We start from the raw sequence: 25,062 nt of genomic DNA on the forward strand, positions 1-25,062 counted from the left end.
GGGTGTGGCGGCGAGCGCCCTCACATGCGCAGCTCGACCCCGTACTCGGCAAGCCACGTGTTCAGCTGGAGCACCATCTCCATGCTCGCCCGCTCCACCCACGCGAAGGCACCGCTGGGCGCCGCCGCCGCGCCCAGCGCCACCCGGGTCGCCTCGGCGTCCAGCAGCGGGGCGACCGGCGCCTCCTGGTCCGCGGCCACGTCCCCGAAACGGTGGCGTACGAACTCGCCGTACGCCGCCTCCTGGACGGTCGGGTAGGCGCTCTTGGGCCGGTTGAGCACCCGCTCCGGCAGCAGGTCGGCGACCGCGGCCCGCAGCAGGCTCTTCTCCTGTCCGTTCACCCGCTTCAGCTCGGCCGGCACGTTGTAGACGTACTCCACCAGCGCCCGGTCGCAGAACGGCGGGCGCAGCTGCACCCCGTGCGCCATGCTCATCCGGTCGGCCCGGTCCAGATGGGTCGGGGCCCACCGGGTCAGCGCCAGATAGGTGACCTCGCGCGCCCTGCGCTCGGCCGGGCTCTCCCCGGCCACCTGCGGGACCTCGGTGAGCGCGTCGCGGTAGTGCTGGTCGGCGTACTCCATGAAGTCCAGCTCCTTGCGGAGCGTACGGTCCACCAGCGAGCAGCCGAGACCGCCCGCGGCCGCGTCGTGCCCGCGCTCGAAGGAGACCCACGGGAAGGTCGTGGAGTTGCTGTGGGCCGGGTCGTACGCCCAGAAGTAGCCGTTGAACACCTCGTCCGCGGTCTCCCCGGAGAGCACCGCGGTGATCCCCGCGCCGCGCAGCGCCTCGAAGAACAGCAGCAGCGAGACGTCCATGTCGCCGAGCGGCGAGGGCGCGTCCTGGCTGCGCAGCGCGGCGGCGTGCGTCTTCGGATCGGCGAGGGCCGCCGTGTCCAGCAGGATCTCGGTGTGCTCGGTTCCGATGTGTTCGGCCGCGAGGGCCGCGTAGGGGGCGTCCGGGGTGGCGCGCATGGTCGGGTGCGGCTCGAAGTTCTCCGCGTAACCGGAGAAGTTCACCGAGAACGACCGCAGGACGCCCCCGTCCGCACGGCGCCGGCGGGCCGCGAGCGCGGTCAGCGCGCTGGAGTCGATCCCCCCGGACAGCATCGCGCCGACCGGCACGTCCGCGCGCAGGTGGGTGGCGACCGCCTCCGCCAGCAGCCGGCGCACCGTGGCCACGGTGGTCTCCAGGCTGTCGGTGTGCGGGCGGGCGGGCAGCGACCAGTAGCGCCGGTGGCCGGTGCCCGGCGCCCGCACGGTCATCGTGTGACCGGGCAGCACTTCGCGCGTGCCCCGGAACACTCCGGTGCCCGGCTTGCGGCTGTGCGCGAACAGCTCCCGCAGCCCGTCGGCGTCGACCACCGGCCGCACCGCCGGATGCGCCAGCAGCGCCTTGGGCTCGGAGCCGAAGACCACACCGGACGGGGTCAGGAAGTAGCACAGCGGTTTCACCCCCAACCGGTCCCGGGCCAGCAGCAGTTCCTGCCGCCGCACGTCCCACACGGCCAGGGCGAACAGGCCCTCCAGCCGCTCCGGGAACGCGGCACCCCACTCCAGGTAGGCGTGCAGCGCCACCTCCGCGTCACCGTCCGAGGTGAATCGGTGTCCCTTCGCGGCCAGTTCGCGGCGCAGCTCCACATGATTGGTGACGCTGCCGTCCAGGGTCAGCACGGCCACCGGGCTGCCGGCTTCCGACTCCACCACGGCCGGCTGCCCCACCGGCTCGGAACCCAGCAGGGCGAGCCTTCGGTGGGTCAGCGCCGCATGGCCCTCGATCCACTCGCCGAAGCCGTCCGGGCCGCGGTGTGCGAGCGCCGCCGCCATCGCCCGTACGGTGGGCGCCTCCGGTGTCAGGTCCCGCTCGAAGTCCACCCAGCCGGCGATTCCGCTCATCGTGACGTCCTTTCGCTCTCTGCGTCTGATGGGGGTGCGCTGTTCTCCGCCGGGGCGTGGGTGACGAGGGTGACCTCCACCAGGGAGAGCCCGTGCCGGGCGACTGCCTCCCGGAACTCGCCGAGTCCGGGCGCCCCTTCGCCGAGCACCGCGATCCCGAGCCGGCGCGGGGCCTCCTCCCCGTAGCGGCGGTACAGCTCCAGATAGCCGCGCGCGCTGCGCTCCGCGTCGTCGACCAGGGCGAACCGCACCGGCCGCCGCTGCCCGCGCCAGGTCAGCTCGCCCGGCGAGCCGCCCGCGAAGTTGTGCCGCCAGCCGCTGCCGGTCGCCACCACCAGCGCGCCACCGAGGGTGTGCACCCCGGCGGGCACGGTGTACGGCCGCCCGCTGCGCCGTCCCGTGAAGTGCAGCAGCGCGAGCCGCTCGGCCACCGGGCCGGGCTCGGGGCGGGACAGCAGCTCCCGCATCCGGGCATCGGCCACCGCCCGCTCCGGCCCCTCCGGCAGACGGCGTACGACGACGGGGCTCATGACAGCACCACCGCGGCGGCGGTCAGTGCGCAGCCCGCGATCGCGAGGCAGGTGCGCACCAGGTGCCAGCCGCGCCAGGCCGGGCGGGGGTCCCGCCAGCCGGGGCCGAGGTCCTCGGGCCGGGTCCGCTTGACCGTCCGGTTGATCGGCACGTTCCGGGTCTGCGACACCACGGCCACCCCCGCCATGCACAGCGCGGCGGCCGCGAACAGCACCCGGGGGCCGTCCGACGCCCGTATCGCGAGCCCCACGTCCACGGCCGTGGAGCCGGTGACGATGAACGGCATGATCCGGTCGTAGCGTCTGCCCAGCAGGATGTGCGTGGACACGTACCGCTCCGGGGACATCGCGACCAGCGCGGGCATCACGCTCACCGCGACCGCGAAGAGCACCCCCGCCACCAGGCCGGTGCCCGTCAGCACCAGCACGCTGAAAGCCTCCACCACCGCTTCCGCCCTCCTTCGAGCCTTGCGCCGTCCTTCGGGCCTGGCCCGAACCTGTCAGCCGCCCCTCGCACGACACTCGAATCCGCCTGGGAGCGCACCGCTTCGCGACGGTTCCGCTCGCCCGCGCCGCAAGCCCTGTTCGAGGGGCGGGGTGTTGCATCGGCCCGCCGAACCGAACGCGATCCACACCCTCCAAGGAGCCGGTATGGCGGACGAGACGACCGAAGTACTCATCGTGGGCGGCAGCATGGTGGGGCTCGCCCAGGCCCTGTTCCTCGCCCGGCAGGGCATCCGGCCGCTGCTGGTGGAGCGGCACGCGGAGATCTCCGCGCACCCCCGGGCGCAGGCCGCGAGCCCGCGGACCATGGAGCTGCTGCGCGCGCTCGGCCTCGAGGACGCGGTACGGGCACGGGAGAACCCGCACGCCCAGTACGGCGACATCCTCCAGGCCGAGTCCCTCACCGGGGCGGAACTCGGGCGGTTCGACGGACCGTTCCGCTTCGACCGGCACGAGGTCGGCACCACCGGCTGGACCCTGATCGGGCAGGACCGGCTCGAGCCGGTGCTGCGGGAGCGGGCCGAGGAGCTCGGCGCGGACATCCGGTTCGCCACCGAGATGACGGAGTTCACCCAGGACGCGGACGGCGTCACGGCCGTCCTGCGCAGTGCGGACGACGGTTCCGAACGGACCGTGCGGGCGCGGTACCTGGTCGCGGCCGACGGTTCACGGGCACCGATCCGCACCTCGCTCGGCATCGGCCACCACGGGCCGGGGGTGTTCGGCCGGCAGATGAACATCGTCTTCCACGCGGACCTCGACCCGTACGTGGCGGGGCGCACCTTCTTCCTCTGCTTCGTCAGCAACCCGGTCGTCAAGGGCGTGCTCGGCAAGCTCGGCGGCGCGGACTCCGACCGCTGGGTGCTCGCGCCGAGCCTGCCGCCCGGGTCCGACCACCGCGTCTTCGGCACCGAGGACTGCGTGGAGCTGGTACGGGCCGCGGTGGGCGTGCCCGATCTGCCGGTGACGGTGGAGTCCGCGACGAGCTGGGAGATCGCCGCCTGGGTCGCGGACCGCTTCCGCTCCGGACGCGTGCTGCTGGCGGGCGACTGCGCGCACGTCATGCCGCCCACCGGGGGCTTCGGCGGCAACATGGGCATCCAGGACGCGCACAACCTGGCCTGGAAGCTCGCGCGGGTGCTGCGCGGGCAGGCGGGCCCCGGCCTGCTGGACACCTACGAGCAGGAGCGGGCCCCGGTCGCCGAGTTCACCGTCGACCAGGGCGTCATCCGCTACCTTCAGCGCAGCGGCCTCGACGAGGCGGCGGCGGCCCGGCACCGCCCCGAGACCACGGTGCTGTTCGGCCACGTGTACCGGTCGGACGCCGTCGTGCAGGAGGCCGGCGACGACGACACCGCCGTGGTCGAGGACCCGACGTCCCCCACCGGCCGCCCCGGCACCCGCGCTCCCCATCTCCCCCTGGTCCGCGAGGGCAAGGACGTCGCCCTGCACGATCTCCTCGACGGGGGTTTCTGGCTCCTCACCGGCCCGGGTGGCATGGCCTGGCAGGAGCCGGCGGCCGCGCTCGGTCTGTCCTTCCACCGGGTGGGCGCGGAGGAGCCTCCCGAGGTCGTCGAGCGTTTCCTCGCCCGCTACGGCGTCCAGCGGACCGGTGCGGTGCTGGTCCGGCCGGACGGGTTCATCGCGTGGCGTTCCGGTGGGGCGGTGGGTGAGCCTGCCGGGTCGCTGACGGCGGTACTCGACACGGTGCTGCGGCTTGCGTGAGCCTTCGGCTCGGGGGTGGGGTGGGCCGTCGGGCGGCTGCGGCATCGTCGTGGCCGGTCGCGCAGTTCCCCGCGCCCCTCGCAGCGCGCCCCTCGCAGCGCGCCCCTCGCAGCGCGCTTCGCGCGCATCGGACGGCCGCGGTGCTCCGGGAAGGAGCACCGCGGCCGTTTCATGGGGCGCGCAGCGCGCCCATAGGGGCGCGGGGAACGGCGCGACCAACCACCACCACCCCGCAGCCACCCGACAACCCGATACGCGCGAAGCGCGTCTCAAGGGGCGCGGGGAACTGCGCGACCGGCCACGACGGTTGCCGCAGCCGCCCGGCAACCCCACACGCACCCCCGGCCGCTCCTAGACCCGGTCCAGAATCCCCCGCAACGCAGCGATCGCCGCCCGGTCGACAGGCCCACTGCGCCCCGCGGTCGTACGCCACCCCACGAACCCGTCGGGCCGCACCAGGACCGCGCCCCCGGCCAGCAGCCCGTACCGCCGCCGGAAGGACCCGTCCTGGTCCCACAGCCGCGTCCCCCGCCCGATCCGCACGACCTTCAGACCGACCCCCAGCCGCGCGGCCTCCTGCTCCACCGCCCCGGTCCACCGGCCCGCCGCCTCGTCGACGAGCAGGGTGAACCCGTCGCCGTACAGATCGGTGACCGGCACCGGCCCCTCGGGCCCGTCGAGCCGCACGTGCGGAGCCCGCGCCCCGGGCCGGGCGCCGGGGTGCTCGGGGTCTTCCAGGATCGCGTCGGGCGCCCCCTCCTCCGCGGCGAAGGCGCCGGAGCGGTAGCAGTACCCGAACGTCATGGTCGTCTCGTCGACCAGTTCCGCGGCGACCTCCTGGTACTGCTTGCCCTCCCGCACCGCGAACCGCAGCATCGCCTGCCGGACGGTCTCCTCGGCCACCGGCCTCCGCTCGGCGTCGTAACTCTCCAGGAGCCCGGGGCCCGCCGTGCCGGACAGCACCAGTGCCAGCTTCCAGGCCAGGTTGTACGCGTCCTGGATGCCGGTGCTGGCGCCGAACGCGCCGGTGGGCGGCATCACGTGGGCGGCGTCCCCGGCGACGAACACCCGGCGGGTCGCGAACGTGTCCGCCACGCGCGCGGAGATGTCCCACGCGGGCATGTCCACCGACTCGATCTTCAGCGGCAGGTCGGGCACGCCGACCGCGGCGCGCACCAGGGCGGTGCACCGTTCCTCGGTGAAGTCCTCGGCACGCTGGCCCTGTTCCGGGAAGAAGGAGACGTTGATGACCCAGCGGCGGTCGTTGTCGATGGGGATGATCGTGCCGCGCACCTCGGGGTTGTTGACGTACGCGGCGATGATCCGGCGGCCGCGCAGCGCCTCGGTCAGATCGGCCTCGAAGAAGAAGCTGACAAGGTTGGTGATGGTGCCGCGGCCGTGCGCCCCGATGTCCAGCATCTCGCGCAGCGGACTGCGGCTGCCGTCCGCCGCGATCACGTACTGCGCGTGGATCTGCGAACTCTCCCCGGTGGACAGGTCGGTGGTGCGGACCAGCACCCCGCCGTCGTCCTCCTCGTACTCCTCGATCGCGTCGACCCGGGTGGAGAAGCGGACGTCCGCCCCGGCCTCGACGGCCCGCTCCCGCAGGATCGGCTCCAGCTGGTTCTGGTCGATCAGCGTCCACTGGGTGGGGCTGATCCGGCCGATGTCCTCCGGTGAGGCACTGGGCATCCGGACGCGTTCCTTGCCGGCGAGGCTCTCGACGTGCACCAGGTCGGTGTTGCCGGAGATGGGGGAACGCCCGGCTCGTACCCGCTCCTCCATGCCGACCGCGCGGTACAGCTCCATCGTCCGCGGGTTGATGGCACGGGCCTTGGGGTGGGTGGAGGTGTCCGGGTGGCGTTCCACCAGGGTGGCGGTGACGCCGTGGTGGGCGAGGAAGACCGCCGCGGACAGTCCGGTCAGTCCGCCCCCGACGATGAGCACGGGGGTCCGGTGCGACGTCATGCTGCCTCCTTGTGGGCGGTGACCAGGGTGTGGGTGCCGAGCAGGGGCTGTGCGTCGCCGTCGGTGAAGCCGGCCCCTCGCAGCCAGGCCCGGCAGTCCGCGATCCGGTACTCGGAGCCGTCGGGGCTGACCAGCCGCATGTGCAGGCTGCTGAGCAGCCGCTCCGGGTCGCTGCGGTCGTCGTCGATCATCCGGTCGTAGACGAGGACCGTGCCGCCGGGCCGCACCGCCTCGAAGACCCGGCCGAGCAGCTCGCACCGCCGGGCGGTGTCGAAGCCGTGCAGGATGTGTCCGAGGACGACGACGTCGGCCGGCGGGATCGGGTCGGTGAAGAAGTCGCCGCCGGCGAAGGCGACCCGGCCGGTCAGGCCCAGGGCCTCGATGTGCTCGGTGAACAGCGGCCGGGTCCGCTCCAGGTCGAAGCAGGTCGCCTTCAGGTGCGGGTGCTCCCGTACCAGGACGGCCGCGAGGTTGCCGCGGGCGCCGCCGAGGTCGACGAAGGAGGAGTGGCGGTCCCAGTCGAGCCGCCGGGCGAGTTCGGCGCCCATCCGGTCGCTGTACGCGTCGAGTCCCGCCAGGAAGCGCTTCATCTTGGCGGGGTCCTTGTGCCGGTCCCCGACGAAGCCGCCTTTGTCCGGGTCGAGGTGCTGCGGCTCGCCGGAGCGCATCGCCTCGGTGAGCCGGCCCCACGTGCCGTACAGGGTCTCGTTGGTGAGCTCGACGAAGCCGCCGAGGTACGAGGAGGAGTCCGGCACCAGATAGGCCTGCGCCAGCGGGGAGTTGCGGTAGCCGCCCTCCGTCCGCTCCAGCAGACCGAGCCCCGTCAGCGCGTCCAGGAAGTCCGGGACCATCCGGTGGTGTGTCCCGGTGCGCCGTGCCAGTTCGGCGGCGTCGGCGGGGCTCTCGGCCAGCGCGCCGAACACGCCGAGGGTGACGGCGCTGTGCAGCACCTTGGCGGCGCAGTCGGCGATGGTCAGCCGGATCAGTGGTCCGGGGTCGACCGCCGGGGCCGTCTGCGGGTCTTCGGTCGTTGTCACACGAGCCTCCTGGTCTGCCTCTGCCTGTTCTTCGGCCTGCGTCCTGCGTCGTACGGCTGTGCAGTGCCGACGATGGTCGCGAGCCGTCGATTCGGACTCGAAGGGCGCTGAAGGGCGGCCCGGGGCACGGCAGGCCGACGCACGAGAGCCGCCGTCCCGTGCGGGACGGCGGCTCTCATCGGAGAGTAGGGAAGCTCAGTTCCCCTCGGCGGCCACCTCGTGATCCTGGTGGTCCTCACCCTGGTGCTCGCCGCGCAGGGGGAGGTTCTTCATCGTCAGGGCGGCCAGCAGCCCCAGTACGAGGACCGGTACGGCGGTGAGGAACACGGGGGTGAGCGCGGCGGCGTACGCCTGTTCCACCGCGTTGCGCACGGGCTCGGTGAGGCGGTCCAGTGTCTCGGTCGAGCTCAGCGCGTCGTGGTCGATGCCGCGCAGGGCTCCCGGGGGAGTCCGGTCGGCGATCTCCTCGGTGAGCCGGTTGTAGAAGATCGAGGCGAACAGGGAGATACCCACGGTGGTGCCCAGCTGCCGGGCGAAGGACACGGTGGCGTGGACCGCGCCGATGTCGTCACGGGGCGCGGTGTTCTGCGCGGCCATGGTGAGGACCTGCATGTTCAGCCCGGCGGCGACGCCGAAGACCAGCATGTAGGCGATGACCACGGCACGGGGGGTGCCGGTGTCCATGGTGGCCAGGAGCAGCGCCCCCGCGATGCCGATGGCCATGCTGAGCACGGGGTACCACTTGTAGCGCCCCGTTTTGGTGATCAACGCGCCGCTGACGACGGAGGAGGCGACCAGGCCGAACATCATGGGCAGCAGCACGACGCCGGACACGGTCGGGCTGGCGCCGGTGACCACCTGGATGTAAATGGCCAGGAAGTTGACCGAGCCGAGGAAGACGATGCCGGCCGCGACGCTCACCAGCACGCTGACGCTGAAGGTGGAGTCGCGGAAGAGGTGCAGCGGGATGACGGGTTCGGGGGCCCGGCGCTCGGCGGCGATGAACGCCACGGCGAGCAGCACCGCTCCCGCGCCGAGCCCGAGGATCCGCCAGTCCAGCCACTCGTACTTCACACCGCCCCAGCTGGCGGCCAGGGTGAGCGCGACGATGGCGGTGCTGAGCAGGACGAACCCGGTGTAGTCGATCCGCGCGACGCGGTCGGCGCGGGGCAGGTGCAGGCAGGTGGAGACCAGCACCAGGATCACGATGCCGACGGGCAGGTTGATCAGGAAGACCCAGTGCCAGCTCAGCAGGTCGGTGAGAGCACCGCCGACGGCGGGCCCGGCCAGCGCCGCGAGGGCGAAGACGATACCGAAGAGGTTGAAGTACTTGGCGGCCTCACGGGGGTTGAACAGCTCCCCGATGATGGCGAGCACCGAGACGAAGAGGCCGCCGGCGCCGATGCCCTGCACGGTGCGGAACAGGATGAGCTGGTCCATGGACTGGGCGGCGCCGCTCAGCGCGGAGCCGGCCAGGAACACCGCGACGGAGATCAGGAAGATCTTCTTGCGGCCGAAGAGGTCGCCGAGCTTGCCGTAGACGGGCGTGGTGACGCTGGCGGCGATGATGTACGCGGTCGTCACCCAGGCGAAGACGTCGAGACCGCCGAGGTCCCCGACGATGCGGGGCAGCGCGGTGGCCACGATCTGCGAGTCCAGCATGGCCAGGAAGACGGCCAGCAGGCAGGCGGTGATGACGGGTTTGATCCGGGTCTGGGGAGGGGCGCCGACGGTCGTGAGCGGGCCGTCTGCCCCTGTGGTCCGGGAGGGCACGGTGATTCGCCTTTCGGGCTGGAGTGGGTGCCATCCCCGTCCCGCGGGCCGTGGCCGGCCGGCGTCGCTGCGGTGTGGGATCCGTCAGGGGATTGCTGTGGACTGCGCCGTACGGCACGAGTGCTCTCGTGCCGTACGGCGAGTGGCCGGTCCCGAACGGGGGAAGTCGTGACCGGCCACGTGGGTGGGAGGCGGTGGGTCGCCGGCCCGTGTCAGGGGACGAGGACGACCTTGCCGAGCTGGGCCCGGGCCTCCATGAGTTCGTGCGCCTTGACGGCCTCGTCGAGGCCGAGCCGCTCGTGGACGATCGGGCGCACCTTGCCGGTGGCGATCATGTCGAGCAGGTCGCGCTGTCCCGCGGCGATGGCCTCGGGCTTGTTGTAGAGCATGGCGTACAGAGCGAATCCGGCCACGGTCTTCATCCGGCTGAGCATCAGCGGGTGGATGGGCTGGATGTCGCCGCTGGCCGAGCCGTAGAAGACCAGCCGGCCGAACTGGGCGGTGAGGGCGATGGACTTGGTGAGGATGTCGCCGCCGACGGTTTCCAGGACGACGTCCACACCCCGGCCGTCGGTCGCGGCCCGGACCTGGTCGTCCCAGCCGTCGTCGGTGTAGTTGACGGTGACGTCGGCACCGAGGTCACGGACGAAGTCCAGCTTGGCCTGCGTACTGGCGGTGGCGATGACCTTGCCGGCGCCCATCGCCTTGGCGATCTGCACGGCGAGGTGGCCGACGCCCCCGGAGGCGGCGTCGATCAGGATCGACTCCCCGGGTCTGAGCTGACCGGACTCCTTGATGGCGTGGTACGCCGTCTGGGCCGGGCTGGGCAGCAGAGTGGCCTCGGCCGCGTCCATGGTGTCGGGGATGGTGATGGCCCAGGCGGCGTCGGCGGTCACGTAGTCGGCGTAGGCACTGTGGTCGACGTCGACGACGACACGGTCCCCGACGCCGAGGGTGGTGACACCCTCGCCGAGTGCCTCGACGACGCCGGCGACATCGCCACCGGGGGCGCCGGGCAGCGTGGCGTGGCCGCCGATCGGGATGCCCTGGCGGCGCTGGACCTCGGCGAACGTGACACCGACGGCCTCGGAGCGGATCAGCACTTCGCCCGGTCCGGGCTGCGGCTTCTCCGCCTCTTCGACACGCAGCACCGAGGGGGCGCCGTGCTCGTAGTGGCGGACGATTCGCATGGTGTTCTCCCAACTAGGAGGTGTTGTCGAGCCGCGGGGGTCGTCGCGCGGCTCCGCCCAGGGATCCGGGTTACATGGTGTGGGACAATTACATGTCCTCATGCATGCACTTGTCAACCGCACATCAGTGATTCGATGCACGGCCTGAGGGTGTGTCAGGGAACGAGCACCACACGGCCGAGCTGGGAGCGCGACTCCATCAGCTCGTGCGCGGCCGCGGCGTCCTTCAGCGGCAGCTCCGCGTGGACCACGGGACGGACCTTGCCGGAGGTCACCATGTCCAGCAGCTCGCGGGCGCCCTGGGCCATGGCGTCCGGCTTGGCGGCCATCACGCCCCACATGCTGAAGCCCATGACGATGCGGTTGTCGAAGATGTCGGCGACGTCGATGGCCGGCAGCTCGCCACCGGCCGCGCCGTACACGACCGTCCGGCCGAACGGGGCGGTGAGGTTCACGGACTTGGTGAGGATGTCCCCACCGACGGTCTCCAGGGCGATGTCCACGCCCCGGCCGCCGGTCGCGGCACGCACCTTCTCGTCCCAGCCGTCCTCGCCGTAGTCGACGGTGACGTCCGCGCCGAGCGAGGCGGCGAAGGACAGCTTCTCCGCTCCGCGGGCGGCGGCGATGATCCGGCCCGCGCCGAGCGCCTTGGCCATCTGGACCAGCAGGTGCCCGATGCCGCCCGCGGCGGCGGTGATCAGCACGGTCTCACCGGGCTGGAGCTTCGCCGCCGTGACGATCACGTGGTAGGCGGTCTGGCCGGGGATGGGCAGCGAGGTGGCCTGGCCCGCGTCGATGCCCTCGGGGACGGCGAACAGCCAGTCGGCCTGGGTGACGACGTACTCGGCGTACCCGTCGGCGGCGACGCCGGTGACCACGCGGTCACCGACCTTCACCCGGTCGACGCCCTCGCCGAGCTGCTCCACGACACCGGCGACGTCACCGCCGGGCGAGCCGGGAAGCGTGGCGGGACCGCCGACCGGGATGCCCTGACGGCGCTGGCACTCGGCGAAGTTGACCCCGACCGCCTCGGCGCGGATCAGCACCTGGCCGGGACCGGGGGTGGGCTTTTCGGCCTCTTCGAGCCGCAGCACCGAGGGGGCACCGAACTCGTGGTGTCGGACGATACGCATGGACGTACTCCTCATTCTCTGTTTTCTCTGATTTCTCTGTCGTTCGCTCGCGTGCATGACGGGGCAAGCCCCGTCATGCACGGCGGGGGTCCCAAGGGGGGAGGGAGCGGGCCGGATCACGCCCGGGTGAGTTCGACGAGCGAGCGCACCGGTCCCAGGTCGACCACGCGGCGCAGGGCGAGCCCGGCGTCGGCCGCCAGCTCGCGCAGCTGCTCGGTGGTGCGCATCCGCCCGCCCAGATAGATGAGCATCCGCAGGTCCAGGTCCGTCTGGTCGGTCTGCACGTCGAGCAGACCCTCCAGGACCATGACCCTGCCGCCCGGACGTACGGCCTCTGCGCAGCGCCGGAGAATCTCGGCCGCCCGGTCGTCGGGCCAGTTGAGCAGGACGTTGGACAGCAGGTACACGTCGCCGTCGGCGGGCAGCGGATCGAAGAAGCTGCCGACCACCGCGCGGCAGCGCTCCTCAAGGCCGGCGGCCGCGAAGTCCCGCTCGGCGGCCGCCGCGGGCGCCTCCAGGTCGAGCAGGGTGCCCCGCGCGCCCGGGGTGGCGTCGATCACGGCCGCGAGCAGGTCACCGCTGCCGCCGCCGACGTCCACGACATGGCGGACGGACTGCCAGTCGCCCTGGGCCAGCAGCTCGGGGACGACCCAGCGCATGCTCGCCGCCATCCGCCGGGCGAAGGCCTCGGCGAGCGCGCCGTCGGACTCGACGTCCGTCCAGAACTCCTGCCCGTACAGCGCCGAGTAGACGGGGCCGCCGGTGCGCACCGCATCGAGCAGGCGGAACACCGCGGCCTCTCCCCGGCCGGTCGGGCCGTCCAGGCGGAGCCAGTCGCGGCCCGACTGCGGGACGTCGTCGCGCAGCAGGACACCGAGGTCGGTCGGTTCGTAGCCCCCGTCGGGGAGGGTGCGGTAGATCCCGGCGTTGACCAGGTGACCGAGGAGACGGCCCAGAGCGGTCGGGTCCACGTTCACCTCCCGGGCCAGCGACTCGACCGTGACCGCGCCGGCGGCCATGTGGTCGGAGAGTCCGAGGGTGGCGGCCACTCTGATGGCCATGGGGGTGATCAGGTCGCTCTTCTCCAGTAACTCCTGCGACCAGGGGGGATTGCTCACTGCTTCCTCTCACGTGCACATGCGGTGTGGGGGTGGGGGAAGGTGCCGTACCGGCCGAAGGGAGGCGCCCCTCCGGCCCTTCCGGCCTCTTCGTCAGACGGTGCCGAACCAGGTGGTGACGGCCGCGGTCAGCGATTCCCGCAGCTGCGGCTCCGGCATGTCCCGGTCCGCGGCCCAGGCGACGTAGCCGTCGGGGCGGACCAGCAGACCGGCCAGCTGCGGCTCTTGGGCGCACTCGGCCCGGACGTGCTGGAGCCGGCCGGCCCAGGAGACGCCCGCGGCCCACTTCTCGTGGACCTGGCCGATCAGCGAGTCGCCGGTCAGGTCGAGCAGCAGACCCGTGCCGCGCTTCAGGTACTTGGGGAGGGGCCGCACACCCTCCTCGGTCTTCAGTTCCAGGTCGCGGGCGAAGTCGCCGAGCAGCCGGTGCTCGGGGCCGTCGATCGCGTAGCGGACGGTGACGCCGCTGAGCATCTCGGCGAGGTACCGGTTCACCTGCTCGGTGCGCATGAGGTCGGTGAACAGCTCGCGCAGCGGGGTGACGTACGGGTCCGGGTTCATCAGCGCGATCTGGGCGCGGGTGTTGGCCAGCACCTTGCGGGCCGGCGCCTGCCGCTCCCGGTCGTAGCTGTCGAGCAGGTCCTCGGGGGCCCAGCCGTGCACCGCGGCGGCGAGCTTCCAGCCGAGGTTGAAGGCGTCCTGGAGACCGAGGTTGACGCCCTGGCCGCCGACCGGGAAGTGGGTGTGGGCGGCGTCACCCGCGATCAGCAGCCGGCCCTCGCGGTAGCGGTCCGCCTGGCACGCGGAGTCGGTGAAGACGGAGAGCCAGCGCGGCGCGTGCGCGCCGAGGTCGTCGCCCCAGATCTCGCGCAGGCTGGCGGTCAGCTCGTCCAGGGTGAGCTCCGCACCGGGCTCCCGGTCCGCCTCGAAGTCGAACGTGGAGACACGGTGGTAGGTGTCGTCGAGCGGGACGCAGAACAGCAGGCCGCGTTCGGTGCGCTCCATGCCCATGGGGGCGTTCTCGCGGTCGGCGAGGATCACGTCGCCGAGCCGGGCGGTGACCCGGCCGCCGGTGCCGGGGAAGGCGATGCCGGCCTCCTGCCGGACCAGGCTGCGGCCGCCGTCGCAGCCCACTGCGTACCGGGCGCGCAGCGTGTAGGCGCCGTCGGGGCCGGTCACCTCGGCCTCGACGCCGTCGGCGTCCTGGCGTATCGCGGTGACCTCGTGACCGCGCCGGATCTCGGCGCCGAACTCGGCGGCACGCTCCTCCAGCAGCCGTTCGGTCCGGGTCTGCTCGGAGAGCAGGGCGTAGCCGTGCGCGCTGTCGAGGGTGGAGAAGTCGACCCACTCGTCGAGTCCGGCGAAGTGGCCGTTGTTCCAGGAGCGGGCCCCCTCGCGGAACCTCTTGAGCAGGCCGCGCCGGTCGAGGGACTCCAGGGAGCGGGCGTGCAGCCCGAAGGCCTTGGAGTGCGGGGTGCGTTCGGGAAGCCGCTCGAGCACCACCGCACGGACGCGGGCGATCCGGAGCTCCGCGGCGAGCAGCATGCCGACGGGACCGCCGCCGACGATCAGCACGTCGAAGTCGACGCCGGTGTCGTAGGCGATCTCGACGTCGCGATCGGAGTGCTCGGGCGGCACGGACTGGGACATGAGGTTCCCCCTCGTTGGATGTGCGCGATACATGTTCGCTCACAGGTATATGCTTAATGTCATGCAGTCGATTGAGAGCATACAGATGCTCGTCTGCCGTAATCAACTCGCTTAGAATGCGGACATGGACACTTCGACTCAGCCCCCGCCGCGGGCAGCGGATCTGCTCGACGCCGTCGGTCCCGCCTTCTCCCGACTGCGGCGTGCGCAGGCGCTGAATGTGGAGAAGCAGGTGTCCCGCAAGGACTTCACCAGGACGCTGGTGCTCAACATCGTGCAGGACGGGCCCGACCAGGAGGGCCAGGAGATCACCGTCGGTGTCGTGGGCGAGCGGCTCGCGGTCGACCCCTCCGTGGCGAGCCGGATGGTCTCCGACTGCATCTCCGCCGGCTATCTGATCCGTGCGGCCTCGCAGCGCGACGGCCGCCGTACGATCCTGCAGCTCACCCCGGAGGGGCACGAGACGCTCGCCCGCTTCCGCCGCCACCAGCGCGCGGCCTTCGAGCGCATCACCCAGGACTGGCCGGAGGCGGAGCGGCTCGAATTCGCCCGTCTGCTGATCAAGTACGTGGACTCCGTGGGCGAGTTGCAGCACGAGTCGGGCTCCGCCTGACCCTCCGGCGCCCCGGGCCGGGTGGGCGGCCCGGCCATCCGCACGGAAGAGGCCCGCGGCGGCGACCGCCACGGACCTCGGCCCGCTACCTCCCGCCCGTGCGGGAACCCCGTGCGAGGACGCTCCGCAGCGCCGCTGTCAGCACCGGGGTTTCCTCGCCTCCCGGGTCCGCACCCGGCGACCGCCAGGCGACGACGCCGTCCGGGCGTACCAGCACGGCCCCTTCGGGGCGCAGACCGCCGTAGCGCTCGGACCAGCCGCCGTCCGGGTCGGCCAGGGTGCCCGCCCCCGCGTCCGTCCCCGGCACCACCCGGCGGGCGGTGATCTTCAGGCCCAGTTCGGCGGAGGCGGCGACCGCCGCCGAGATCCACTCGCGGCCGTTCTCTCCGGTCAGCAGGACGAAGTCCCGCCCGAACAGGTCGAGTGTGGACACCGGGTCACCGCCGCGCACGAGCTCCACGTACGGCGCCCGGGTGCCCGGCGCCCCGCGCAGCGCGCGCGGGTCGGAGGCGACCGGCAGATCCGCGCCGCCCGGCTCCGCCACCACCGCGGCGGACCGGTAGGCCTGACCCGACGTGACCGTCACCGCGTCCGCGACGGCGGCCCGCTGCTCCGGGGTCGCGGTGCCGGAACGCAGCGCGAGCTGGAGGGAACCCTGCTCGGCCGTGTAGAGGGCCACGGGCCGTCGCTCGGCGTCGTACGTCTCCACCAGGCCGGGCCCCGCGACGCCCCCGACCACCAGGGCGAGCTTCCAGGCGAGGTTGTGGGCGTCGGCGATACCGGTGTTGGCCCCGTAGCCCCCGGTCGGCGGCACCACATGGGCCGCGTCGCCGGCCAGCAGCACCCTCCCGTGCACGAACCTGTCCGCCACCTGCTCCGCCATGTCCCAGGGGAAGCGCGAACGGATCGTCACCTCGACCCCCGGCGCTCCCACCGCGGCCCCCACCAGCTCGGCGCAGCGGTCGTCGGTGAAGTCCTCCAGGCCCTCCCCGTCCTCGGGCCGGTACCCGACGATGAGCGTGCCCCCGGTCAAGGTGTCGTCATGCACGAGGATGCCCGTGACCTGGGGGTTCTGCACATGGACCACGCTGTAGCGGCGGTCCCCCAGCACCGGGCGCAGATCCGCGCCGAACGCGATGCTCACATGACGGGACAGCACCCCGCGCCCCTGCCGGGACACCTTCAGCGCCTCCCGGACGGTACTGCGCGGCCCGTCGCAGGCCACCAGGTAGGAGCTGCGGAAGGTACCGGTGCCACCGGCGCCGTCGTCGAGGACGGCGGTGACCCCCTCCGGGTCCTCCGCGAAGGACACCAGCTCCGTACCGAACCTGAGGTCGGCCCCGAGCTCCACGGCACGGTCCCGCAGCAGCGGCTCCAGCCGGTCCTGCGGCAGCAGGAGCAGCCGGGACGGGGTGAGGTCGCCCAGATCGTCGTCGCCCTCCAGCTCCTCCTTGCTGAACAGCACCTCACCGGCCAGCGAGGTCACTCCGGCCCGGGTGCGGTGCGTGGCGAAGCCGGACGCCTCCCGGACTGCGGCGTCCTCGACCCCCGCCTGCCGCAGCAGTTCCCCGGTACGGGGGTAGTAGCCGACGGCCCTCGGATGGACGGACGTGCCCGGATGGCGCTCCACCAGGGTGCAACGGACTCCGTGCCGGGCCAGGAACACAGCGGTGGACAGCCCGACGAGGCTGCCGCCGACGATCAGTACGGGTGCGCTGCCGGAACGGTCGGAAGCGGAGGTCATCACACGGTCCCTCTCTGGGTGATCAGGCTCGGGCACAGGTTCACGGGGTCGGCAGTCCGGCCCGTCCCAGGGCCAGGTAGTCCACGACCTCCCAGTGCTCCGCGACCTTCCCGCGCTCGATCCGGAACTGGTCGCAGGTACGCATCTCCAGAGGCAGCCCGGAGGGGCCGCCTCCGCTCCACGCGCCGGTCAGCGTGCCGGTCCAGGTCACGAAGACCATCACCCGGTCGTCGGCGGCGACGATGTGGTCGACGGTGGTGACCAGGTCGGGGAAGGCGGCGATGTTGTCGGCGAAGAACGCCTTGAACGCGTCGAGCCCGTCCGGCACCGCGTCCGTACGCATGTTGTGGTGCCGGTAGTCCTGGTGGTAGTAGCGCTCGGCCAGATCCAGCCGGTGCTCGCTGAAGACGTCGCGGTACGCGCCGAGCACCAGCTCCGCGTTGGCCCGCTCGGTGTCGCTGTGCGGGCCGTGCAGACCGGGGGCGGCCGGCTGGCCGCTGCGGTCCGGCCCGCCGTCCACGCCGTGCGCGACGAGCACGTCGCGGTCCACCACGGTCCAGTGCTCGGCGACCCTGCCGTCCACCAGACGGTACAACTCGGCCGTGTGCAAACGGAGTTCAGCGCCCGATCGGGAGCGCCCGGTCCAGGTCGCGAAGAGCATCACCCGGTCGTTCCCGGCCACCAGGTGGTCGATGTCCGCGCGCAGTGCCGGGAACGTACGGTCCGACGTCCGCCAGTCGGCCGGGTCGTGCTCGACGTGGTCGGCATGGAAGAAGCGATCCGCCTCCTCGAAGCGGCGCTCGCGGTAGAGCGTCCCGTACAGCTCGCGGATCAGCTCGGCGTTGCGCGTGCGCTGCCCGGCAGGGATGACGGTGGTCATGGGTTCCTCTCGCTCGGCTCTTGATCGGGTTCGGGGATCGAGTGGCGGATCCGGCGGTGCTGACCGCTCAGGCCTTGAGCGCGTAGGTCGACCAGTACGAGTCGGCCTCGAAGCCGAGCTTGCGGTTGAGCGCGACCACGGCCGTGTCGGCGGTGTCGTTGAACACCTGGACCAGGGCGAGCCGGCTGTTCTCCCGGGCGGCTCCGAGCAGCAGCTCGCTCTTCAGCCAGGTGGCGAGACCGCGCCGCCGGTGCTGCGGCAGCACCAGCGTCTCGCCGCCGTCCGCCATCGGGCTGTCGCGCACGAACAAGGTGGCGTACCCGACGATCGCGGTGCCGTGCTCGGGCAGCGCCGCCACCACGTGGGGCAGATGCCCGGCCCGCTCCGCCTCGGCCTCCCGCGCCCGCACGTCGTCGGCGGAGGGACGCCGGATCCTGGCCTGGCCGTTGACCCGCTCCTCCAGCCCGCTCCAGGCCCGCGCGTAGGGCTCCACCAGGTCGTCGGGGCAGGGCCCCCGCCACGCCACCAGGCGGTACCCGGGCACCGGCCGGGCCGCCGCGGCCTGAAGCACCGCTGAAGCGGGCCCGGCCGGACGGAGCCGATGGCGCACGCTCTCGCCGATGAGTTCGGCTCCGAGCCCGGCCGCGAACCGCTCACCGGCCACCGCCCTCGGAGCGTCGGCGAGCAGCAGGTCCCGCCCCCGCTCCCGCAGCGCCGCCAGCCCCGCGGCCGCCAGCGCCCGCCCGGCACCGCGCCGCCGGAAAGCGGGGAACACCCACAGCGAACCGTGTCCCGGCCCGCTCGGGTCGCCCAGATCCAGCCCGAGCTTCAGCACACCGGCCGGGGTGCCGCCGTCGTACGCGGCCAGCACGATCCGTTCCGTCCCGTGCCGCCGCTGGAACAGCCGCGCCAGCAGGGCCTCCGTCACCGGCGGGTCCCCGGGCAGCTCCAGACTCATGGTGTCCCGGAATCCGGGAAGCAACGCGGCGATGGTCGCCGGCTCATCGCCGTCGAGGCTACGAATCTCCATGCCCCACACGGTGACCCGGGCCTCTCGAAACACCGTCGAGGACAACTCGACACCGGGTACGGGCACCGGGCGGAACGGAGCGGGCCCCGCCGCACTCCCAGCTACCTGGAATGCGACGGGGCCCCTACCGTGGGCGGACGCTGCTCCGGCCCGTCAGGCGCCACCCGTCACGCGGAGCGTCTCGCCGTTGGTGTTGCCGTTGGCGGCCGAGCCGAGGAAGGTGACGGCCCGGGCCACGTCCTCGGGAGCGGACATCCGGCCCGACGGCAGGGTCTTGCCCTTCTCCTCCAGGAAGCCCGGGGGCACGTGCGCCCGCACGATCTCGGTGCTGGTCTGGCCGGGCACGACCATGTTGACCAGGATCCCGTCCGGCCCCAGCTCCCAGGCCAGGCTGCGCATCAGCCCGAAGAGCGCGGACTTGCCCGCGCCGTAGGCCCCCGCCCCGGCCTTGCCGGTGTCCGCGAGACCCGCGCCGAGCAGCACGATCCGGCCCCACGGCCGTCCGCGCATCCACGGCAGCACGGCCTGGAGCGTGTGGAACACGGCATCGACGGACGTGCGCAGCACCTCCTGCCACTGCTTCGCCGGTACGTCCTCGAAGCGCGGCGCCGGCTGCCCGGGCCGCGGGATCGCCTCGCTCCAGACCACCGCGTTGGCCACCAGCACGTCGATGCCGCCCCACTCCTCGGCGACCCGCCCCACGGCGTCCCGTATGCAGCGCTCGTCCGCGAGGTCGTAGCGCACCACCAGCGGTGTCCCGCCCGCCTCGGTCACCAGCCGTGCCGTCTCCCGGGCCCCGTCCTCGTTGCTGTGGTACGTGATCGCGACCCTGGCCCCCTCCTGTCCGTACGCCACGGCCGTCGCCCGGCCGATCCCCGAGGAGGCGCCGGTGACCAGCACGACCTTGTTCCGCAGATCCGTCCTCATGAGTCCACCTCGGTCGTCGGGGCACGGCTGATGCTCTGCGCGTGCCGGAAGAAGTCCTCCGGGTCGTAGGCCCGCTTCACGGCGCGCAGCCGGGTCCGGTTCGCGCCGAAGTACTCCGTCTCCCAGTCCTCGCCCACCCGCGAGCTGGGGAAGTTGATGTACGAGCCGCAGGCGAGCGGCGTGAGCGCATCGGCCGCACGGTCCGCCAGCGAGGTCAGCCGCGCCGGCGCCGCCGGGTCCGCACCCGCCTCGCGGCAGGCGAACTGATAGCCGACCAGGAACCGCGCGTCGCGGTGCGCGTAGGCGGTCGCGCCGCTCGGCACCCGGCTCGCCGCACCGCCCAGGGCCATGCACAGCAGATAGCGCTCCTGCCCCGCCGCGTCGAGCGCGGGATCCCAGGCGTCGAGCAGCGCCGCCGATTCCGGCCGGGTCGCGGCCCGGGCGGTGAGCCGGTAAGTCTGCCGGGTGTACGGGTGGCGGTGCCCCTCGGCCTCGGGCCCGGTGCCCGTACGACGGCACTGGGACACCGACTTCGAGCCGCACAGCGCCTCGTGCATCACCTCGGCGTACCCGCCCCGCACAGCGACGGTCCTGCTCAGCGGCTTGCACCCGGCCCGCTCCGCCAGCTCGTCCAGCCCGTCGCGCAGCGCCTCGTCCGGCCCCAGGTGCACCCCCCAGACCCGGACCACCGGACGCCCGCCGGGCCCGAACATGCCCGGGAGGACGACCAGGGAGGTACCGAGCTCGTCGGGGCCGTCGACGGCCCACTCCTGCCAGGCCGTCAGCACCTCCACGGCGTCGTCGTACGCCCACAGCGTCTCGAAGCCGGTCAGGGCGGGCGCGTCGATCGAGCGCACCTCGAACTCCGTGACCACCCCGAAGGTGCCTCCGCCGCCACCGCGCGACGCCCAGTACAGGTCGGGCTCCTCCGTGGGCGAGCAGCGGACGGTCCTGCCGTCCGCGAGCACGACGCGCGCGGCGGCGACCCGGTCGCTGCCCAGCCCGAACTTCCGCGTCTGCCAGCCGATCCCGCCGCCGGTCAGGAATCCGCCCGCGGCGACCGTGGGGAACGTCCCGGTGACGATCTGCCGCCCCTGGGTCCGCAGGGCGTCCAGCGCGTCCAGCGACTGGACGCCCGCCCCCAGCCGCACCACGGGCCCCTCGGCGACGACGTGGTTCATCCGGGACAGGTCGACGACCAGGCCCTCACCGGTCGACCAGCCGTTGAAGCTGTGGCCGCCGCCCCGGACGTGCAGCCGCACCCCCCGCTCCCGGGCGTACCGCACGCACAGCGCGACGTCCTCCTCGGAGGCGCAGTACGCGACGGCGTACGGCTCGATCGTGTCGTACTCGGTGTTCTGAAGCTGCCGGGCCAGAGCGAAGCCCCCCTCGTCCGGCAGAACCAGGTCCCCGTCGAGCCGGTCCCGCAGCGCCGCCGCCCGCATCAGTCGTCGATGCCGAACTTGCCGGCGGTCACCTTGGACCCCGCGTGCCCGCGCAGCTTGGTGCCCTGCGGGTCGAAGAACTCGGCACCGCCGGTGCCCTGCCACTCGGTGTCCGAGACGAACTCGCCCGACACCCGCACGTGTGCCTCGCCCACGTGGTTGCCCTCGGGGTCGGCGGCCAGGATGTGGAAGCCGTACTCGAAACTGTCCGGGCCCGTGGCACGCCAGGTGCCCAGGCCGATGTTCTTGGTGTTGAGCTGGGTGGAGACGACCGTGCCGTCCGCCGAGAAGCTGACCAGCCCGGGGACCGCCTTGCCGTCGTCGTCCAACTGCGTGGTCCAGGTGCCGACCAGCCGTACGTCGCTCATCACAGATCTCCTCGATTCTCTGGGGAAGCTGGGGAAGCCGGTGGAACTGGGGGAACAGGGCGAGCGGGTTGCCCGGGCCAGGCTTCCGGCCCGCTCTCAAGACCCGCTCGAAACGCCCTGTAGCCGGACCGCTCGGTGGACTGCCCGCCGGGCTGCTCCTCCCGCGGCGGCGTGCACGCGGGCCCGAACTCCGGGTGCCAGAGCGCGGCCACGTGCACGGAGCCGAGGGCCACCAGCGCGCGGTACGCCGGCAGCAGCAGGTAGCGCACAAGCCCTCGCCACACGGCACGCGGAGCGGTGACGCGGGGCGGGACGGTCTTCTTGTCGGGGTGTCCCTCGGGCAGGAACTCCGGATCGAACGGACGAAGGGACACGGCACTCCTAGGGGGTGGCCGACGCGGAGGGGTCAGGCGGCGCGGAGGCGCCAGACGGCGCGGAGGCGCCAGACGGCGCGGAGGCGCCAGACGGCGCGGAGGCGCCAGACGGCGCGGAGGCGCCAGACGGCGCCAATGCGTCGACGGCGCGGATCCGTCAGGCGGCGCGGACGGCCATTTCCACGCCGCCGTCGACGTCGCCGTCACCGTCGAAGGGAAGGGGCAGCGACACGTAGCCGCCGCCGGAGAACCGGACATGGGCGAGGAACTCCGCGCACGGCGCCGGCACGTCCCGCACCCCGAGGGCCACCACCACCGCGCCCGGCAGCATCCTCGGTTCCACCAGTTTCAGCAGCGGCAGGAAGGACTCCGGCGGGCCCCCGAGCAGCAGCAGGTCCACCGGTCCGGGGACGGTCGCCAGCGACCGTTCGGGACGGCCCACCCGTACGTCCGCGTACCGACCGAGTCCGGCCTTCTCGACCGCCGCCGCGGCGGCCTCGGCGCGTACGGCTTCCGGCTCGCAGCAGATGACCCGGCCGTGCCCGTTCTCGCTCATCGCCGCCGCGAGCCCGGCGGTGAACGACGCGTACGGGCAGCCGATCTGGAGCACGGTCAGCGGCCCGGCCGCCAGCACCAACTGCCGCAGGAGGGTTCCGGTGGCGGCTTCGAAGGTGGGAACGGCGGCTTCGGCCGCAGGGTCGGTACAGGAAACGGCATTGGGCATGCGGAACTCCCCGTCACGAGTTTCGAGACGTTCGCGGTCTCTTCGCCGAGAGTTACAGATGCCGTCCCCACGAGCGACGGCCCTGGATGCCTTCGCGAGCGAGACTCCAGCCGCACTCCAAACCGCCGGTCGGAGCGGCTCGGAGGGGACACATGCCCGGCCCCGCGCGCCGGATCGGGATCCGGCGGACACGGCCTAAGTCGTCGCGGGGCAGGCGGGACTTTGCGGACACGCTTAGGAGAGCACCCCCGCCAGCGTCCCCGCGAGGGTGAGGGCGAGGAACGCCGCCCCCCACGTCATCGCGTGCCGTATCCGGCGGTGCTTGACGCGGGTGGTCCGGGTCAGCAGCTGCGGCGGGGTGTCGGCGGTGGGGGCCGGATGGGGCGTCCTCGCCAGGCTCAGCAGGACCAGGGACGGGGCGCAGGCCGCGCAGCCCGTCCAGAGGAGGAGCTGGGGGATCGCGGCGTACTGGGCGGGGGTGATGACGCCGGCGGTGATGGCGGTGAGGAGCGCGGCCAGGGCGGCGCCGAGGGTGGCCAGGGTCAGTCCCGCCCGGTGGTCGGCCCTCGCCAGTTCCTCGCGGACCGCCTCGGGCGGAAGCGGCCGGCCGAGGTCCGCCGTGCGCTCGCCTCGGAGTGTGGTCATGCCTACCCCTCGCTGATCAGCGGTCTCCTCCGAGTACCCCAAAAAGGCTGCTCCACACCGTAGTTCAGGAGTTCCCCGTCTCGTCGTACGGGTCGCGCGGGGTGGGGACCGGCCTCGCGGTCGTCACCTCGAGGTAGGGGATGGGGCCGTTGTTGACCGGGTCCTTGGTACGGCGGGGGGTGTACGTGCCCGTGACCTCCAGCCAGGTGTCCGGGCTCAGGACCGGCGGGGTGTTGCCCGTCAGGGCGATCTTCACCGGCTGTGCGTCGGCCGCGCAGCAGTTGAGGCCCATGCGGACCAGGTAGGGGGCGCCGGTCCGGTCCAGGGTGACGAAGCCGGTGATCTTCAGCTCACGGTCGTGGAGGGCCCGGCCGTCGTCGTAGATCGCGCGGCCGGCGTAGTCCGCCACGGCCAGGCGCAGGGGTGCGTCGCCGGTGGGGAGGGCCGGGAAGCCGAAGGGTTTCGTCAGGGCCGTACCGGTGTGCGCCGCGCTGTAGGAGCCCAGGGCCGGCGGGGCGACCAGGATCAGGGCGAGGACCGGGAGTGTGAGCAGCCAGGAGACGCGGGGTTCGCGGTGGTGGTCGTGTGTGGGGGCGCCGCGGCGGTCGTACCAGAGGGTGGCCGCCGCCGTGGCGATCAGGACCGCGCCCGCCAGGAGGACCAGGGGGCGCAGACCCTCCTTGACGTAACGCAGGTAGAGGTCGGTCGTGCCGGCGTGCAGGAGGGTCGCGCCGAGCAGGAAGAGGAGGGCCGTCTGGGCCAGGCGGTTCACAGCAGGACCGTTCCGGTCAGGGCCGACACGATGACGGCCAGGGCGAAGGTCGCGGGGGCGAAGCGCAGGGCGAAGGCGCGGCCGAAGGTGCCCGCCTGCATCGCGAAGAGTTTCAGGTCGATCATCGGGCCGACGACCAGGAATGTCAGACGGGCCGTCAGGGAGAACTGGGTCAGGGACGCCGCCACGAACGCGTCCGCCTCCGAGCAGATGGAGAGCAGGACGGCCAGGGCCGCGAGGACCAGGACCGACAGCACGGGGTGGCCGGCCGCGAGGCTCAGCCACCCCGCGGGGACGACCGCCTTGAGGGTGGCCGCGGCCATCGCGCCGATCACCAGGAATCCGCCCGCGTGCGTCACGTCGTGGCGGACCGAGCCCCAGAAGGCCGCTCCCCTGCCCTGCCCCTCGTGCGACGCGCGGGCCGGGGGGCGGAGCCAGTCCGTGCGGCCGAGGCGGTGCCAGAGCCAGCCCATCGAGCAGGCCACCAGCAGGCTCGCGACGAAGCGGGCCAGGACCATCTCCGGGTTGCCGGGGAACGCCACGGCCGTCGCCGTCAGCACGATCGGGTTGATGGCGGGCGCCGACAGGAGGAAGGCCAGGGCCGCCGCCGGGGTGACGCCGCGGCGGACCAGAGCGCCGGCCACCGGCACGGACGCGCACTCGCAGCCCGGCAGCACCGCGCCCGCCGCGCCCGCGACCGGCACCGCGAGGGCCGGGTGCTTCGGCAGGGCCCGCGCGAAGAACGACGGCGGCACGAACACCGCGATGGCCGCCGACAGCAGCACCCCGAGCACCAGGAACGGCAGCGCCTGGACCAGGACCGCGACGAACACCGTCATCCAGCTCTGCATCACCGGTGCGGCCAGGGCTCCGCGGACCGGGTCCTGGAACATCACCGCCGTGAGCAACAGAAGGGTCAGCAGGAGGGGGGAGTTGAGGTACTTGGCCTCTTCCTTGCCCCGCCCCGCCCCGGCGTCCCCGCCCGGGCCCGCCCCGGCGTCCCCGCCCGGGCCCGCCCCG

Annotated in this window: 22 protein-coding genes; 2 read left to right on the forward strand and 20 right to left on the reverse strand. The window is 72.8% G+C overall.

The window, feature by feature from the left end:
* Positions 1-20: 20 nt before the first annotated feature.
* Genes asnB through FDO69_RS29385 form a run of 3 tightly spaced genes read right to left on the reverse strand, consistent with a single transcriptional unit; the run spans position 21 to position 2,868 of the window.
* Positions 21-1,892 carry an asparagine synthase (glutamine-hydrolyzing) gene (asnB, locus tag FDO69_RS29375; RefSeq protein ID WP_104783711.1) on the reverse strand — a complete coding sequence of 624 codons (1,872 nt, stop codon included), beginning with the start codon at positions 1,890-1,892 and terminating at the stop codon, positions 21-23.
* The gene (locus FDO69_RS29380) at positions 1,889-2,422 is read right to left on the reverse strand and encodes a PNPOx family protein (protein ID WP_104783713.1); all 534 of its coding nucleotides are present in this window, start codon (positions 2,420-2,422) and stop codon (positions 1,889-1,891) included. Before FDO69_RS29380 ends, asnB begins: the two co-directional genes overlap by 4 nt.
* A complete protein-coding gene (locus FDO69_RS29385; RefSeq protein WP_104783716.1) occupies positions 2,419-2,868 on the reverse strand; it encodes an anthrone oxygenase family protein in 450 nt (149 codons plus the stop codon). Before FDO69_RS29385 ends, FDO69_RS29380 begins: the two co-directional genes overlap by 4 nt.
* 205 nt (positions 2,869-3,073) lie before the next feature.
* Between FDO69_RS29385 and FDO69_RS29390 the strand changes: the two genes are divergently transcribed.
* Complete coding sequence (locus FDO69_RS29390) at positions 3,074-4,651, forward strand: FAD-dependent monooxygenase (RefSeq protein ID WP_104783719.1); 1,578 nt, start codon at positions 3,074-3,076, stop codon at positions 4,649-4,651.
* A gap of 351 nt (positions 4,652-5,002) precedes the next feature.
* Here FDO69_RS29390 and FDO69_RS29395 read toward each other — a convergent pair whose 3' ends face one another.
* The 7 genes from FDO69_RS29395 to FDO69_RS29425 all read right to left on the reverse strand — a co-directional run bounded on the left by FDO69_RS29395 (position 5,003) and on the right by FDO69_RS29425 (position 14,520).
* Complete coding sequence (locus FDO69_RS29395) at positions 5,003-6,619, reverse strand: FAD-dependent oxidoreductase (protein WP_104783722.1); 1,617 nt, start codon at positions 6,617-6,619, stop codon at positions 5,003-5,005.
* Positions 6,616-7,656, reverse strand: coding sequence for a methyltransferase (locus FDO69_RS29400; protein ID WP_104783725.1), 1,041 nt, complete (start codon positions 7,654-7,656; stop codon positions 6,616-6,618). Before FDO69_RS29400 ends, FDO69_RS29395 begins: the two co-directional genes overlap by 4 nt.
* 195 nt (positions 7,657-7,851) lie before the next feature.
* On the reverse strand, positions 7,852-9,429 hold the full coding sequence (locus FDO69_RS29405; RefSeq protein WP_104783728.1) for an MDR family MFS transporter: 1,578 nt from the start codon (positions 9,427-9,429) through the stop codon (positions 7,852-7,854).
* A 212-nt stretch (positions 9,430-9,641) separates the two neighbouring features.
* The gene (locus tag FDO69_RS29410; protein WP_104783730.1) at positions 9,642-10,619 is read right to left on the reverse strand and encodes a quinone oxidoreductase family protein; all 978 of its coding nucleotides are present in this window, start codon (positions 10,617-10,619) and stop codon (positions 9,642-9,644) included.
* Positions 10,620-10,774: 155 nt separating this feature from the next.
* Positions 10,775-11,752, reverse strand: coding sequence for a quinone oxidoreductase family protein (locus tag FDO69_RS29415; protein ID WP_104783733.1), 978 nt, complete (start codon positions 11,750-11,752; stop codon positions 10,775-10,777).
* A 116-nt stretch (positions 11,753-11,868) separates the two neighbouring features.
* Positions 11,869-12,870, reverse strand: coding sequence for a methyltransferase (locus tag FDO69_RS29420; protein WP_104783736.1), 1,002 nt, complete (start codon positions 12,868-12,870; stop codon positions 11,869-11,871).
* A gap of 93 nt (positions 12,871-12,963) precedes the next feature.
* Entirely contained in the window at positions 12,964-14,520 is a 1,557-nt protein-coding gene (locus FDO69_RS29425; protein ID WP_104783738.1) for an FAD-dependent monooxygenase, read from the reverse strand.
* Positions 14,521-14,644: 124 nt separating this feature from the next.
* On the opposite strand from FDO69_RS29425, the gene FDO69_RS29430 reads away from it, so the two are divergent.
* Positions 14,645-15,133, forward strand: coding sequence for a MarR family winged helix-turn-helix transcriptional regulator (locus tag FDO69_RS29430; RefSeq protein WP_104783741.1), 489 nt, complete (start codon positions 14,645-14,647; stop codon positions 15,131-15,133).
* Between the two features lie 85 nt (positions 15,134-15,218).
* Here FDO69_RS29430 and FDO69_RS29435 read toward each other — a convergent pair whose 3' ends face one another.
* From FDO69_RS29435 to FDO69_RS29480, 10 genes are all read right to left on the reverse strand, one after another.
* Complete coding sequence (locus FDO69_RS29435; protein ID WP_104783744.1) at positions 15,219-16,877, reverse strand: FAD-dependent monooxygenase; 1,659 nt, start codon at positions 16,875-16,877, stop codon at positions 15,219-15,221.
* Between the two features lie 40 nt (positions 16,878-16,917).
* Complete coding sequence (locus FDO69_RS29440) at positions 16,918-17,757, reverse strand: ester cyclase family protein (RefSeq protein ID WP_104783747.1); 840 nt, start codon at positions 17,755-17,757, stop codon at positions 16,918-16,920.
* A gap of 67 nt (positions 17,758-17,824) precedes the next feature.
* On the reverse strand, positions 17,825-18,787 hold the full coding sequence (locus FDO69_RS29445) for a GNAT family N-acetyltransferase (RefSeq protein WP_104783750.1): 963 nt from the start codon (positions 18,785-18,787) through the stop codon (positions 17,825-17,827).
* 153 nt (positions 18,788-18,940) lie between these two features.
* Entirely contained in the window at positions 18,941-19,714 is a 774-nt protein-coding gene (locus FDO69_RS29450) for an SDR family NAD(P)-dependent oxidoreductase (protein WP_104783753.1), read from the reverse strand.
* Positions 19,711-21,159, reverse strand: a complete 1,449-nt coding sequence (locus FDO69_RS42760) for an FAD-binding oxidoreductase (protein ID WP_104783755.1) — start codon at positions 21,157-21,159, stop codon at positions 19,711-19,713. Before FDO69_RS42760 ends, FDO69_RS29450 begins: the two co-directional genes overlap by 4 nt.
* A complete protein-coding gene (locus tag FDO69_RS29460; RefSeq protein ID WP_104783758.1) occupies positions 21,159-21,527 on the reverse strand; it encodes a hypothetical protein in 369 nt (122 codons plus the stop codon). The genes FDO69_RS42760 and FDO69_RS29460 overlap by 1 nt, the downstream gene beginning before the upstream one ends.
* 531 nt (positions 21,528-22,058) lie before the next feature.
* The gene (locus FDO69_RS29465; protein ID WP_104783760.1) at positions 22,059-22,625 is read right to left on the reverse strand and encodes a class I SAM-dependent methyltransferase; all 567 of its coding nucleotides are present in this window, start codon (positions 22,623-22,625) and stop codon (positions 22,059-22,061) included.
* Positions 22,626-22,859: 234 nt separating this feature from the next.
* Positions 22,860-23,270, reverse strand: coding sequence for a Pycsar system effector family protein (locus FDO69_RS29470; RefSeq protein WP_104783763.1), 411 nt, complete (start codon positions 23,268-23,270; stop codon positions 22,860-22,862).
* Between the two features lie 64 nt (positions 23,271-23,334).
* Positions 23,335-24,042: a TIGR03943 family putative permease subunit gene (locus FDO69_RS29475; protein WP_104783766.1), complete on the reverse strand. Its 708-nt coding sequence runs from the start codon at positions 24,040-24,042 to the stop codon at positions 23,335-23,337.
* Positions 24,039-24,965 carry a permease gene (locus tag FDO69_RS29480; RefSeq protein ID WP_234388167.1) on the reverse strand — a complete coding sequence of 309 codons (927 nt, stop codon included), beginning with the start codon at positions 24,963-24,965 and terminating at the stop codon, positions 24,039-24,041. Before FDO69_RS29480 ends, FDO69_RS29475 begins: the two co-directional genes overlap by 4 nt.
* Positions 24,966-25,062 lie beyond the last annotated feature (97 nt).

Source organism: Streptomyces tibetensis (assembly GCF_007655005.1).
Classification (GTDB): Bacteria; Actinomycetota; Actinomycetes; order Streptomycetales; family Streptomycetaceae; genus Streptomyces; species Streptomyces tibetensis.